Source organism: Flaviramulus aquimarinus, from assembly GCF_039543205.1.
GTDB lineage: Bacteria > Bacteroidota > Bacteroidia > Flavobacteriales > Flavobacteriaceae > Flaviramulus_B > Flaviramulus_B aquimarinus.
Window position 1 is genome coordinate 1 of the sequence record NZ_BAABJH010000001.1, and the last position, 13,787, is coordinate 13,787.

The following is a 13,787-nucleotide window of genomic DNA, read 5'->3' on the forward strand; positions in this document are numbered from 1 at the left end:
TCGACCAGTCTATCGACCTATGTACCGGTGGATCGATTACTATCAATTGGACGGTTGAGGATATTTGTGAAATCTTTACCCCTAATGCCACATATACACTAACACCACCAGGTGATATTACTTACAACAATCCTAGCAATGCAAATGAACAATCTTGTGACTTTGCAGACCAAACAGAGGTTGATGCAGCCTTTAATGATTGGGTAACCGCTCAATCTACTGCTATAGCTGTATCAGGTGGTTGTTCACCAATATTGTCTAATAATAGTACATCAGTAGCTATTCCTGAATTATGTTCAGGTGGAACTGTTACTGTCGAGTGGACTATTACTGATTTATGTGAAACTATTCTAATTTCAGCAGATTTTACTTTAACAGCACCAAGCGAGGTTACTTTTAACAATCCATTAGATGACATATCTGAAGCCTGTGAATTTGGAACTTCAGATTTAGCAGATGCACAAAACAATCTCGATATTGATATTGCAACATGGGTTACTAACGAAACAGCTAGAATAAATGGAAGCTTTTCTGGTGGCTGTGCTCCTACTGTAACAAATGATTTTGTAGATCAATCTATAGATTTCTGTACAGGAGGCGAAATAACAATTACTTGGGTTATAAATGACCTATGTCAAACAACTAATTCAAGTGCAACGTATACATATACCGAACCAGCAGCTGCAGCCTTTGATCAAAGTACATTACCAGAAGATGATACTGTGGAATGTGACCAAGTACCAACACAAGAAGCACTTACAGCTTCAAACTCATGTGGTAATATAAATGTAGTATTTACTGAAGATAGAACAGATGGAGACTGTCCTAATAATTATTCACTTTTAAGAACTTGGACAGCCGTTAATATTTGTGGAGTTACTACAATACATACTCAAACTATTACTGTTGAAGACAATACACCTCCGGTACTTTCATTACCAGATAATCAAACGGCAGAATGTAGCGATGATTTAACACCAGATACTTTTGGTAATGCTACAGCAATTGATAATTGTGATGATAGTCCTGTTATTTCTTTTGAAGACAGAAGAGAAGACGGTGAATGTTCAGGTACTTTTACCATAATACGTACATGGACAGCTATTGATGCTTGTGGAAACCATATTAGTGCAGAGCAAACTATTACGACATCCGATACTACAGCACCAGAATTTGAACAAACAACACTTCCTGGAAACATAGTTGTAGAGTGTAATGCTCTTCCAGAAGCAGAAACTTTAACAGCAACAGATAATTGTGGAACGGCTTCAGTAAGCGTAGAAGATGACATTGAAGCTGGAAATTGTACTAACAACTACACAATTAAACGTTCATATATAGCAGAAGATGAGTGTGGATTAACAAATATCCATGTACAAACCATTACGGTACAGGATACAACACCGCCTGAATTTGAGCAAACTACGCTTCCAATGGCAAATATTGTTGTAGAATGTGATAATCTTCCTTTAGCGGAAACTTTAACTGCTACCGATAACTGTGGTTCTGCAGAAGTTGAAGTAAGTGATGTAAGAACTGATGGAAATTGCCCAAATAATTATAAGCTTGCACGTACTTGGACAGCAACCGATGAATGTGGTTTAACAACAACACATACACAGATTATAACCGTTCAAGATACTACTGTTCCAGAATTTGTTGAAACACCACCAAGAGATGTAACAGTAGAATGCGATGCCATTCCTGAAGTAACAATTTTAACAGCGACAGATAATTGTGGTGATGCTACAGTTACCGTAAATGATGTTATAACTAATGGAGATTGCCCATCTAACTATATTATAGCGCGCACATGGACAGCGACCGATGAATGTGGTTTAGAAGTTAAGCATACACAATTAATAACCGTTCAAGACACAACAGCTCCAGTTCCAACAACATCTTATGATGAAGTCTTGGATGTAAGTTGTACCGAAATACCAGAGATTCCTACTCTAGAGTTTGAAGACAACTGTTCTTCCAACGTTATTATTGAATTTAGTGAAACAAATTCATTTGACGAAAACAACCTAGTAGATTATGAAATTATTAGAACTTGGACCGTTAGAGATGCCTGTAATAACGAAAAAGATTATATACAAACTTTAAACGTAGCACTTGATGAAGTATTCTTAGCAGTAAATGCCGAGGACAGATGCTTTGATGATGGCGTATATGACTTAAATAATGATTTACCTGAAACACTAAATACAAATGGTGTTTGGGAATTAATAGAAGGCGATCCAAATGCCACTCTAAACGGAAGTATTTTTGATCCTACTGGACTGGAGTTAAGTGAAGACTTCTTACCAGAAGAAGGAGAAAAAATTTATATTTTCAGATATACAACAACACATGAAGGCTGTATAAGTATCACCGAAGTAACTATGAGTATTAACGCAGATTGTGTCGTATTACCTTGTGGTGAAAACGACATAACAATTTCAACAGCAATAACACCTAATGGTGATGGGTTTAATGAAACCTTTGATATTGGAGGAGTTGAATTATGTGGTTTTAGAGCCGAAGTAAAAATATTTAACCGTTGGGGCGCTTTAGTGTATGAGTCTAATGATTATACGCTTGGTAGCAAAGAATCTTCTCATGGCCTTCTATTTGGAGATTGGGACGGAACACCAACAGCATCATTTGGTAGTAAAAGCAAATTGCCTAACGGAACATATTATTATATAATCAAATTACAAAACAGTGGATTGAGTCCTTTAACTGGCCCCATATACCTAGGAACCAAATAAAACGATAACCTATGAAATTCATTAAACATAACATAATCGCTATTGCGTTGTTTAGCTGTACGGTTGGAGTTGCACAACAATTACCGCAATTCACACAGTATATGTATAATACAATCTCAATCAACCCAGCCTATGCTGGTAGTCGAGAAGCCCTAAGCATTATTGCATTACATAGAAGTCAGTGGGTTGGTTTCAAAGGTGGTCCAATAACACAAACACTTTCTGTACATACGCCACTCAGAAATGATAGAATAGGTTTAGGTATATCTTTTATTGAAGATGATTTAGGACCTCAAAATTTCTCGTATTTATATGCCGACTTTTCATATAGCATTCCTACTGGATCTGATGGTAAATTAGCATTTGGTTTAAAAGGTGGATTTACACAATTTAGTTTTGACGCAGATTTTCGTACAAGTGACGCCAATAATAGAGACCCCTTAATTTTTGGAACCGAAGACCGCTGGTCGCCTAACATTGGTGCAGGTGTATATTGGAGTACCAATAGAATTTATGCAGGCTTATCTGCACCAAGAATATTAAGTAATGACATAAATAATAAGAATGATTTTGAAGCCCTAGACCGAGTAAGTTATTATCTTACAGCTGGTGGTGTTGTAGATATTAGTAAAAGCTTTAAGTTTAAACCAGCTTTTTTAATAAAAGCGACAAGTGGTGCTCCTGTTTCTTATGATTTAACTGCTAATTTCTTATACCTTGAAAAGTTTTGGTTAGGAGGTTCATATAGAATTAATGAACAAACAGCCGCATTGGGTATTATTGCAGATATTCAAGTATCACGACAGTTACGTATTGGTTATGCCTATGAGAAACCTATTTCTGAAATAGCAGATTACACGACCGGAACACATGAGATATTGCTTATCTATGAATTCAAATTTTTAAGTTCAAAATTAAAATCACCAAGATATTTCTAATACTAATTTTTCTATGAATACTAAAAATTACATATTAGTATGTATGGCATTAATGCTAAGCCTTTCTGTTTTTTCACAGCAAAGAAAACAAAAAAGAGCCGATACATTATTCAATAAGTTTTCTTTTGTAAAAGCCTCTAAATTATATAGGGAACTATTACAGAACAACTATAATAAAAATTATGCTACCAGAAAGTTAGCAGATTGTTATGCTCTTTTACGTGATCCTAGAAATGCTTCTAGGTTTTATAAAAGTGTTGTAAAACAAAAAAATGTGCCAGTTCAATATTATTACAAATACGCACAAGCGCTTCGTGGTATGAAAAAATACGATGAATCTCAAATATGGCTTAAACGCTTTAAAGATTCTGGAGGTGTCGTGAATTCTGATGATTTTTCAAAAGATATTAATTTCATTACCAGTGTTTTTGGAGCCAAACAACAGTATTTTTTAGATAGAATTCGATTCAATTCTAAGTATAGCGATTTTGGCGCATTTGAACAGGATGGTAAAGTCTATTTTGCTTCGGCACGAGATGAAGGCACAGCAATAAAACGTGTTTATGGATGGAACGAACAACCGTTTTTAGACGTTTATGTGGTTAAAGCAGGTACGAGAAAAAATGTAGACCATTCTGCAAAACTACCAGGTGATGTAAATTCTATTTACCATGACGGGCCAGTAACCATTACAAAAGATGGTAAAACCATGTATTTTTCTAGAAATAATTTTACAGAAGGATTAGAAGTCAAGGACAAAAAAGGGCTAACCAATATGAAAATATACAGAGCGACTTTAGTTGACGGACTATGGACAAATATTGAAGACTTACCCATTAATAGTGATGACTTTTCGACCCAACACCCTGCATTAAACATTGATGATACCAAGCTTTACTTTACGTCTGATAGGCCAGGAAGTATTGGTGGTTCTGATATATGGGTTATGAATATTCAACCAGATGGCACTTTAACAGATTTAGAAAACCTTGGAGATGTAATAAACACAAAAGATGCTGAAGGTTTTCCTTTTATAAACAATGAGGGCGTTTTATTCTTTTCTTCAGATGGACACACCGGTTTAGGCTTATTAGACATCTTTGCCTCTATTAAAGGAGACGATGAAGATACTATCGTCGATGTGATAAACTTAGGTGTACCTGTAAACTCTAATAAAGATGATTTTTCATTTTTTATGAATCCAAATGGTATTACAGGTTATTTTGCATCAAACAGACAAGGCGGTCGTGGTAGTGATGATATCTATGCATATCACAGAGAACTTGTACTTCATGTTGAAGGTGTTGTAACAGATGCCATTAATACTAAGCCTATTGCAAATGCTAAAATCACATTATTTAATAGTGATGATGAACAAGTTGCTTATATGGTAACTGATGAAAACGGATTTTATCAAATAAACATTGATAGAAACGAAAACTATAAAATTGTTGCCAGTCAAGAAAAATATATTGATGATTACCGAAATTTTGATTCAAAAAATATACAAACAGAGCTTACTAATCTTACTGCCAACTTATTACTAAATCCAGTACAAGATGTTGTAAAACTGGCAGAAATCGATTTGAATACTATTTACTTTAATTATAACAGTCATGCCATTAGAAAAGATGCAGCCATAGAATTGGACAAAATTGTGAATTTAATGCAAAACGATTATCCAGAAATGGTCATACGTATTGAATCCCACACAGATTCTAGAGGTAATTTATCATATAATGACAAATTATCAATAGATAGAGCTAACGCAACCTACGAGTACTTAATTACAAAAGGAATTAATCCTGCAAGAATTACAGAACACCAAGGTTTTGGTGAGCGCAGATTAACAAATGGTTGTGAAGATGGTCAAGATTGTGAAGAAGAACAACACCAATTAAACAGACGTACTCAGTTTATTGTAGTAAGAATGGAATAAAACCTATTAACATATATCGGATTTTTTAATTAAAAAGAGCCCCCATGAAATTAAAAAACTACATAATTGCTTCAACTTTATTCTTAATAGGGCTTAGTGCCTATGCACAAGTTGGTAAGCAAAAGAAAGCAGATTCGTTATTTTACAAATTTTCTTTTACTGAAGCCGCAAAAGTTTATCATGAGCTCATTAATACTAATTTTAATGCCGATTATGCCACTAGACAATTAGCAGATAGCTATGCTTTATTGAGAAATCCAGATAGTGCCGTAGTTTACTATGAAAAAGTAGTCCAACAAGAAAATACGCCAATTGAGTATTTTTACAGTTACGCACAAGCTCTAAGAGGAATTAAAAACTATAAGCAATCTCGTGTTTGGCTAAAAAAATTTCACAATGCAGGTGGAAAAATCGACCACATAAAATTCACCAAAGATGGTGAGTTTATAAATTCAATTTTCAATGCAAAACATCGTTACAATTTAAACCCTATTGGTTTTAATTCCAAGTTTAGCGACTTTGGTGCATATGAGTATAATAACAACATTTATTTCACCTCTTCAAGAGATAAGGGCGTTGCCGTAAAACGTCTATATAGTTGGAACGAAGAACCTTTTTTAGATGTATATATAGCTGACAAAAGTGTCGTAAACGATTTAAAAATCAACCATAAGTACAAATTAAAAGGTGATGTAAATTCAGTATATCACGATGGCCCCATAGCCATAAGTAATGATGGTAAAACCTTATACTTTTCCAGAACCAACTTTATAAAAAACAACTTAAAAAAGGATGAGAGTGGGTTTTCAAACCTTAAAATATACCAAGCTAGCCTAATAGATGGCAAATGGACGAATATTGAAGAACTTCCTTTTAATGACAATACCTATTCTAACGGACACCCCGCATTAAGCCCAGACGGATCTAAATTATACTTTACTTCCGATATGCCAGGCGGTGTTGGTAAATCCGACATTTATTACGTTGATATCAATGAAGACGGTACTTATGGCAAACCTAAGAATTTAGGGAATACCATTAACACCAACAAAAACGAAAACTTTCCTTTTATTAATAGCGAAGGTGTACTTTTCTTTTCTTCAGATGGGCATCATGGATTGGGTTTGTTAGATGTTTTTGCAACAGTACAAGATGCAAGCAAGAATACAATTGGAATCATTAATCTTGGTTTTCCTTTAAACTCAAGTAAAGATGATTTTTCATTCTTTATGAACAAAGATGGTGTAACAGGCTATTTTGCGTCAAATAGAGAAGGTGGTGTTGGTAGTGATGATATTTATGCTTTCAGCAGAGTTACCAGATTAAAACTAGTAGGCACCGTTTATGATGCCATTAACAATAACGCCATACCCAATGCCTTTGTCGCTTTATTTGATACAGAAGGTAATGAAATTGCATCTTTTGAAGCTGATGAAAACGGACATTATGAAATAAATATAGATAGAGATGCAGAATATATAATCCATGTTAAACAACATGGGTTTATTAATAGCTCAAACCCAATAAACTCAAAAAACACAGAAAAAACCCTATCTATTTTAAACGCAGATTTCTCTTTAGATCCTATTTTAAAATCAGAAGAAACACCTAAAGAAACGGAAAACGTGGTTAAAGCCTCTGAAAAAGAAACCACCATAGATCCTAAATCAATACATTTAGAACCAGTATATTTTGGTTTTTCCAGCGCGAAAATTCGTAAAGACAATAATGCAGCGTTAGATCATATTGTCAATTTAATGTTAAATACATACCCAAAAATGACCATTAAAATTGAATCGCATTCAGATTCTAGAGGGGCTGCAGGTTTTAATCAAATATTATCCAATAAAAGAGCTTATAGCACTTATAAATACTTAGTATCAAAAGGTATAGATTCAAATAGAATAATAGAATATAAAGGTTATGGAGAAGAGAAATTAGTTAATGATTGTGATGGCACATCATCATGTACTAAAGCACAACATCAACTTAATAGACGTACTAATTTTATAGTTGTTAAAGCAAAATAACTATTAACTTCGTTCTATAAGTATTAAAACCACCAAATGGATATTCCTTTTGGTGGTTTTTTAGTTAAGAATTCTTTTGATATAACCTTTTGAAAAGAATAAGATAAAAGTCTTAAATAAAACAATATCTTTAATTTCAAATAACATAATGCGGTATAAGCGGGAAAAAAAATTACTATTAACCAGAAAAAATTATACTTTTATTCAGCATATGCTAAGTCAAATAAACTCAGCTTAAAAAAGGAAATACATTATGGAAAAACGACTAACAATCATAACTTTAGGTGTTTCAAATTTAAAAGAATCAACACACTTTTATGAAACAAAATTTGGTTGGAAAAAATCTAAATCTACTAATGAACATATTTCATTCTTTACGCTAAATGGTATTCAACTAGCGCTCTACAAAAGAGATGAATTAGCCAAAGATGCCAACATAAGAGCTAAAGGACATGGATTTAAAGGTTTCACTATTTCATACAATACAAGATCAGAAAAAGAGGTTGATCTATTGATTGAAAGCTTAAGAGTAAAAGATGTTGAAATAATTAAAGAACCTCAAAAAACGGATTGGGGTGGTTATAGCAGCTATGTATGTGATTTAGACAGGAATTTATGGGAAATTGCTTTTAATCCTTATCTTGAACTTGACGAAAAAGGACATATCGTGGAATAAATACCATTGCCTTTTAATAAATGATTTAATCACATTTTAGCAAACAAAAATCCCCTCAAAAAATTTGAGAGGATTTTAATACCTAAAGCTAAATGTAATAACAATTAAGTTATTAATAATAACCTATTTAATTTCTTCTTAAGCTATAATCAGTAAATCAAAAATGGTTATACGGTTTAATACTTTATTTATAAAGTATTATTTATTTTTTTATAAAGATGTTAGTATAATAATATCTACCATCTTCGTTTCTTTCAGCTGAAACATCAAAGTTTGTAAAGTCGCCTTCAATATTTGCTTTATGACCTTCACTTTTTATCCATGCTCTAACAACAGATTCTGCCGAGCTATAACCGTAAGCTACATTTTCAGATACTTTTTTAGCACCTGCATTAGATTTTAAGTAACTACTACGCGTATAAAAGTTATCATGAGACACTATATTGTTATCAACCATATAATCTGTATGACTATAGGCTACAGATTTAACAACAGACATTTCTATTAGAGGGTTTAATCCTAAAGATAATCTATGATCATTAATAAGGTCTAGTATTTCTACTTCAATAGCTTTTGTTTCAATTTCAACAAGGCTTAATTCAATAGCTTCTGCTTTATCATCAATGCTATCTGTTGTACAAGATGAGAGCGTAAACACAGCTAACAATGCCAGTAATGGCAACTTAGTAAATAACTTCATGGTTAAGTAAATTTAGATTTGGTTCTGTAAAATTAACCGCCTAACCTGAAGTAAATGTTAACGAAATGTTAAAATCGATGAAAAACATGCGTTTCATCGATTCATTATGTTTTTAGTCGATGAAATACATATTTGAAGACAAAATAAATGTAATTCATCGGTTATTTCAAGGAGATAATCGATGAATTAACCAGTTGTAATCTTCTTGAAGTGCATATCGTATTCTGTCATGAAGTCTATTGGGTCTACCCTGCCAAAATTCTATTTCCGTAGGCTTAACAATGTATCCTCCCCAATTTAAAGGTCTTAAGATTTCTTTGCCTTCATATGTTTTTTCCAAATTGAAAAGCTTTTGTTCTAGATAGTCTCTGTCTTTTACAACTTCACTTTGATTGGAAACTAAAGCGCCAAGTTGACTGCCACGGGGTCTAGATTCAAAATAACCATCGCTTAAATTTTCTGCAATTTTTTCAGCTTTTCCTTTTATTATAATTTGTCTTTCGGCACCATGCCAAAAAAAAGACAAACAAACATTGGAATTGATCGCTATGGCTTTTCCTTTTTCGCTATGGTAATTGGTATAAAAAATAAAACCTTCGTAGGTATATTTTTTTAGTAGTACTACCCTGTTTTTTGGATAGCCATCTAATCCTATAGTAGATATGGTCATGGCATTGGTTTCATCTTCTGCAAAATGACGATCGACCTCATAAAACCATTTTTGGAATAATTCCATAGGGTTTTCTGGTACTTCGTTTAAAAGTAGCTCCCCTTTTTCATAAGACTTTCTATAGTTGCTTAAATCCTTTTCCATATGCTTGCAATTTACGGGTTTTTTAAAAATAATTTTAATAGATTTTTTATTATCTTAAACTCAAAATTATTCCAATGCAATTTACCTGTGCAATATATATAAACAAACCTATTAATGAAGTTGTAACGTCTTTTGAGGATCCAGGAGCTTTAAAGCAAACTCAAAAAGGATTTATAAGTTTGAAGCATTTAAGTGGTAATAAAGGAGAAGCTGGAGCAAAGTCTAAATTAGTTTATAAAAAATTTGATTTAATTGAAACCATTATCCATAATAAGCTACCTAATGAGTTTTATGCCAAATATGAGCATAAAAGCATGACAAACACAATGCTCTGCAAGTTTAAAGCTACAAATGACAATGAAACAAAATTAACTGCATATATTGAATATACCGAGTTTAAAGGGTTCATAATAAACTTGATCGTTAAATTTTTTCCTGGAATGTTTAAAAAACAAGTTGATAAATGGCTTGTTAATTTCAAAAAATATTGTGAAAACTAATAAAATGAGTCAAGTGGAACTTTTATAAAGAGGTATTAAAATTCAAAAGTTTTACCATCTTCAGTTAGCTCTACATTTTTAAATACAGCTTGAGCTTCTTGTTTAAACGCATTTAAGCCATCGTAACGCGTTGAATAATGTCCAAGCAGCAATGTGTCAACATTAGCTTGTATAGCAATCCTAGCTGCTTCTTTAGCTGTAGAATGCTTTGTTTTTCCGGCTAAGTGCGCATGTTGTTCTAAAAAAGTAGATTCATGGTACAATACATCTACATTTTTTATAATGGGTACAATATCTTCTTTGTACATCGTATCACTACAAAAGGCATAGCTTTTTGGTTTTGGTCCAGCTTGAGTTACGGTGTCATTTTTTATGGTAAGCCCATCTTCGTTTACAACATCAAAACCTTGTTTGAGCTTTCTATAGTATGCCACATTTATATTTGCTTCTTCAACGGCGCTTATATTTAGCTTACGGTCACCTTGTTTTTCTTTAAACAAATACCCATTGGTGTAAATCCTATGTTTTAAAGGAATGGTGTGTACTTCCACCTTATCATCTTCAAAAATCAATTCTGATTTTTTTGAAGTCAACTCATGAAAATACAGGTTGTAATTGGTCCATGAATCTGCTAATTTCATTTGAAGCGTTACGACCTCTTTAATGCCCTTTGGTCCGTAAACATGTAAATCGGTTTCGCGTGTAAGCAATCTGAATGTTGAAATTAACCCTACTAAACCAAAAAAATGGTCGCCGTGCAGGTGTGATATAAAAATATGCTTAATACGGTTAAACTTAATCTTATGTTTTCGTAATTGTACTTGTGTTCCCTCACCACAATCTATTAAGAACATATGGTTTTTTATTTCTAATACTTGCGAAGTTGTATTATTTAAAGCTCTTGGCGTAGCACTATAACAACCTAATATGGAAAGTTTCATATTCTTATATTATGGCTTTATAGTTTTGTGAATCTACCGCCGAAAATTTACTTTTAAATGAAAACGCATAAGGCGTATCGCCATGAACATTTAAATAATCTAAACGATTTTTAGCGTCTTGGAATGTTGGTTCATAACCTTCAGGTACATACCAAAAAGCCATATGCATCATTTTCATTTTACTAAACCATTCTTTTTTTCGCTTAAAGACTTCTATATGTCCAGAATTATAAGTGTAATTAAAAAGTGATTCTAAATTCTTCCAAACCGACATATTTATAACTAATGTATCATCTTTAAAAATACTTACAGCTTCATCTTTATCTTCATCTTGTAATCGCCAAACAAATCCATCACTTAAATCTGCTATAGCGTTTATTTTGTCAAGATTATTTACAAAATCTTGCATAATCGGGTCGTCCATAGGCGCCAAACGCTTTGCTATATTTACTTGTGCAAGGAGTAGACTAGCCATATTAAAGCCCTAAATCGCGTTCCATGTCTTCCATTTCTATAATATCATATGCTTCTTGAATAGTTGGTACGACCATGATATCATCTGGTACAACATCTAAGTCTATTTTATCTGAAACAACAACAAAAGAATGTTTTGATACTTTGTGCGCTTGCGATATTTGTAAAAACTCAACAATATCATTTTTGGTTAAAACCTGCAATGATGTTAAAGCAACGATAATGTTATTATTCTTAAACTTTGGATATAAAGTCTGTAACTTTTTAACCAATTCTATAATCGTAGCTTTTTCTTGCGTGATTATTGATGTATTTCCATTTTGATCTAAAATCATGATTTATTGTTTTATTTTTGATGCCAATAAATAGATAACAGCCATTCTTACCGCTACGCCATTTTGTACTTGGTCTAGTATTATGGATTGTTTGGAATCGGCCACATCGCTAGTAATTTCAACACCTCTGTTTATTGGTCCTGGGTGCATAATAGTGATTTCTTTATCTAAGGAGTCAAGCAATGCTTTATTAACTCCAAATTGTTGGGTATATTCTCGGGTTGATGGAAAATAGCTAATATCCATACGTTCGTTTTGCACACGAAGCATGTTTGCTACATCACACCAATTCAGTGCTTTACGTAAGCTTGTTTCAACTTTCACTCCAAGTTTATCAATATATTTTGGAATTAAAGTTTTTGGACCGCAAACCATAACTTGTGCCCCTTGAAGCTGCAGTGCAAATATATTTGAAAGCGCAACCCTACTGTGTAAAATATCTCCAACAATAACTACTCTTTTGCCTTTTACATCTCCTAATCGTTCTCGTATTGAATAGGAATCTAATAAGGCTTGTGTTGGATGTTCATGGGCACCATCACCTGCGTTTATAATGCTAGCATCTACATGTTTTGATAAAAACACGCCTGCACCAGGATTTGGGTGACGCATTACAACCATGTCGACTTTCATAGATAGGATGTTGTTTACCGTATCTATTAAGGTTTCTCCTTTTTTTACTGAGGATTGTGATGATGAAAAATTAAGTACATCTGCCGATAAACGCTTTTCAGCTAGTTCAAAAGATAATTTTGTTCGTGTTGAATTCTCAAAAAATAGATTGGCAATAGTAATATCTCTAAGTGAAGGTACTTTTTTAATGGGTCTGTTAATCACTTCTTTAAAGTGATCGGCAGTTTCAAAAATAAGTTGGATATCTTGTTTGTTAAGATATTTTATTCCTAATAAGTGATTGACACTTAATTCGCTCATTATCTAAGTTAAAAATTAAAAGTTAAAAGTTAAAAGTTACTCCTGCGTATCTAAAACTCAAAACTTAGTTGTTCATTTTTATTTTTCTATTAAGTAAACCGAATCTTCATTATCATGTTCTTTCCAGTTTACTTTTACTTTTTCATTATTTATAACATCTACCTGTCTGCCTCTATAATCTGGCTGAATGGGCAAATGCCTGCTAAAGCGCCTATCTATAAGGGTTAGCAATTCAATTTCGTTTGGCCTTCCAAAAGATTGTATGGCCGTTAAAGCGGCTCTTATGCTTCTTCCTGTGTACAAGACATCATCAATAAACACAATGTTTTTGTTTTCAACTATAAAATTTATTTCTGTAGTGTTTGCTTCTAATGGTTTTTCACCACGGCGAAAATCATCTCTATAAAAGGTAATATCTAAATGTCCTAATTGAATATTCTTAACCTTATAATCTTCCTTTAGTATTTTTGCTAATCTATCGGCTAAAAACACGCCACGTGGCTGTAAACCAATAAGCACTGTGCTAGAAAAATCGTTGTGTTTTTCAATAAGTTGACAAGCCAATCGATGAAGAATGATGTTTACCTCTTTAGCGTTAAGTAAAACTTTTTGACTCATATACTATCCAAACGTATTTGGAGTACAAAGGTAATATAATATATTACAAATTTAAAGATAAAACAATATTTCAAAAAAAATCGTAATTTGAAATAAATAGATTCTCTCACTTACACACCAATGAAAAAACAAA

General features: G+C 33.0%; 13 protein-coding genes. 6 read left to right on the forward strand and 7 right to left on the reverse strand.

Annotated elements, in window-relative coordinates; translation table 11 throughout:
• From ABD941_RS00005 to ABD941_RS00025, 5 genes are all read left to right on the forward strand, one after another.
• On the forward strand, positions 1 to 2,756 hold a 2,756-nt coding region (locus ABD941_RS00005; protein ID WP_345271815.1), incomplete at its 5' end, for a T9SS type B sorting domain-containing protein.
• 11 nt (positions 2,757 to 2,767) lie between these two features.
• Positions 2,768 to 3,694: a PorP/SprF family type IX secretion system membrane protein gene (locus ABD941_RS00010; RefSeq protein WP_345271817.1), complete on the forward strand. Its 927-nt coding sequence runs from the start codon at positions 2,768 to 2,770 to the stop codon at positions 3,692 to 3,694.
• Positions 3,695 to 3,707: 13 nt separating this feature from the next.
• Positions 3,708 to 5,633: an OmpA family protein gene (locus ABD941_RS00015; protein ID WP_345271818.1), complete on the forward strand. Its 1,926-nt coding sequence runs from the start codon at positions 3,708 to 3,710 to the stop codon at positions 5,631 to 5,633.
• Between the two features lie 44 nt (positions 5,634 to 5,677).
• The gene (locus ABD941_RS00020; RefSeq protein ID WP_345271819.1) at positions 5,678 to 7,663 is read left to right on the forward strand and encodes an OmpA family protein; all 1,986 of its coding nucleotides are present in this window, start codon (positions 5,678 to 5,680) and stop codon (positions 7,661 to 7,663) included.
• Positions 7,664 to 7,916: 253 nt separating this feature from the next.
• Positions 7,917 to 8,339: a VOC family protein gene (locus ABD941_RS00025; protein WP_345271820.1), complete on the forward strand. Its 423-nt coding sequence runs from the start codon at positions 7,917 to 7,919 to the stop codon at positions 8,337 to 8,339.
• Between the two features lie 202 nt (positions 8,340 to 8,541).
• Here the strand turns inward: ABD941_RS00025 and ABD941_RS00030 are convergent, their stop codons facing one another.
• On the reverse strand, positions 8,542 to 9,039 hold the full coding sequence (locus tag ABD941_RS00030) for a CAP domain-containing protein (RefSeq protein ID WP_345271821.1): 498 nt from the start codon (positions 9,037 to 9,039) through the stop codon (positions 8,542 to 8,544).
• Positions 9,040 to 9,205: 166 nt separating this feature from the next.
• A complete protein-coding gene (pdxH, locus tag ABD941_RS00035; RefSeq protein WP_345271822.1) occupies positions 9,206 to 9,853 on the reverse strand; it encodes a pyridoxamine 5'-phosphate oxidase in 648 nt (215 codons plus the stop codon).
• Positions 9,854 to 9,927: 74 nt separating this feature from the next.
• Between pdxH and ABD941_RS00040 the strand changes: the two genes are divergently transcribed.
• Positions 9,928 to 10,353 carry an SRPBCC family protein gene (locus ABD941_RS00040; protein ID WP_345271824.1) on the forward strand — a complete coding sequence of 142 codons (426 nt, stop codon included), beginning with the start codon at positions 9,928 to 9,930 and terminating at the stop codon, positions 10,351 to 10,353.
• Between the two features lie 35 nt (positions 10,354 to 10,388).
• Here the strand turns inward: ABD941_RS00040 and ABD941_RS00045 are convergent, their stop codons facing one another.
• The 5 genes from ABD941_RS00045 to pyrR form a co-directional block, all read right to left on the reverse strand.
• Positions 10,389 to 11,294, reverse strand: coding sequence for a ribonuclease Z (locus ABD941_RS00045; protein ID WP_345271825.1), 906 nt, complete (start codon positions 11,292 to 11,294; stop codon positions 10,389 to 10,391).
• 4 nt (positions 11,295 to 11,298) lie between these two features.
• A complete protein-coding gene (locus ABD941_RS00050) occupies positions 11,299 to 11,769 on the reverse strand; it encodes a DUF3291 domain-containing protein (RefSeq protein WP_345271826.1) in 471 nt (156 codons plus the stop codon).
• Between the two features lies 1 nt (position 11,770).
• On the reverse strand, positions 11,771 to 12,103 hold the full coding sequence (locus tag ABD941_RS00055) for a ribonuclease Z (RefSeq protein WP_345271827.1): 333 nt from the start codon (positions 12,101 to 12,103) through the stop codon (positions 11,771 to 11,773).
• 3 nt (positions 12,104 to 12,106) lie between these two features.
• The gene (locus ABD941_RS00060) at positions 12,107 to 13,036 is read right to left on the reverse strand and encodes an aspartate carbamoyltransferase catalytic subunit (RefSeq protein WP_345271828.1); all 930 of its coding nucleotides are present in this window, start codon (positions 13,034 to 13,036) and stop codon (positions 12,107 to 12,109) included.
• 78 nt (positions 13,037 to 13,114) lie between these two features.
• Positions 13,115 to 13,654, reverse strand: a complete 540-nt coding sequence (gene pyrR / locus ABD941_RS00065; protein WP_345271830.1) for a bifunctional pyr operon transcriptional regulator/uracil phosphoribosyltransferase PyrR — start codon at positions 13,652 to 13,654, stop codon at positions 13,115 to 13,117.
• Positions 13,655 to 13,787 lie beyond the last annotated feature (133 nt).

Coding starts and splice junctions, on each gene's coding strand:
- ABD941_RS00010 (WP_345271817.1), top strand. CDS start 2,768: ATGAAATTCATTAAACATAACATAATCGCTATTGCGTTGTTTAGCTGT.
- ABD941_RS00015 (WP_345271818.1), top strand. CDS start 3,708: ATGAATACTAAAAATTACATATTAGTATGTATGGCATTAATGCTAAGC.
- ABD941_RS00020 (WP_345271819.1), top strand. CDS start 5,678: ATGAAATTAAAAAACTACATAATTGCTTCAACTTTATTCTTAATAGGG.
- ABD941_RS00025 (WP_345271820.1), top strand. CDS start 7,917: ATGGAAAAACGACTAACAATCATAACTTTAGGTGTTTCAAATTTAAAA.
- ABD941_RS00030 (WP_345271821.1), bottom strand. CDS start 9,039: ATGAAGTTATTTACTAAGTTGCCATTACTGGCATTGTTAGCTGTGTTT.
- pdxH (WP_345271822.1), bottom strand. CDS start 9,853: ATGGAAAAGGATTTAAGCAACTATAGAAAGTCTTATGAAAAAGGGGAG.
- ABD941_RS00040 (WP_345271824.1), top strand. CDS start 9,928: ATGCAATTTACCTGTGCAATATATATAAACAAACCTATTAATGAAGTT.
- ABD941_RS00045 (WP_345271825.1), bottom strand. CDS start 11,294: ATGAAACTTTCCATATTAGGTTGTTATAGTGCTACGCCAAGAGCTTTA.
- ABD941_RS00050 (WP_345271826.1), bottom strand. CDS start 11,769: ATGGCTAGTCTACTCCTTGCACAAGTAAATATAGCAAAGCGTTTGGCG.
- ABD941_RS00055 (WP_345271827.1), bottom strand. CDS start 12,103: ATGATTTTAGATCAAAATGGAAATACATCAATAATCACGCAAGAAAAA.
- ABD941_RS00060 (WP_345271828.1), bottom strand. CDS start 13,036: ATGAGCGAATTAAGTGTCAATCACTTATTAGGAATAAAATATCTTAAC.
- pyrR (WP_345271830.1), bottom strand. CDS start 13,654: ATGAGTCAAAAAGTTTTACTTAACGCTAAAGAGGTAAACATCATTCTT.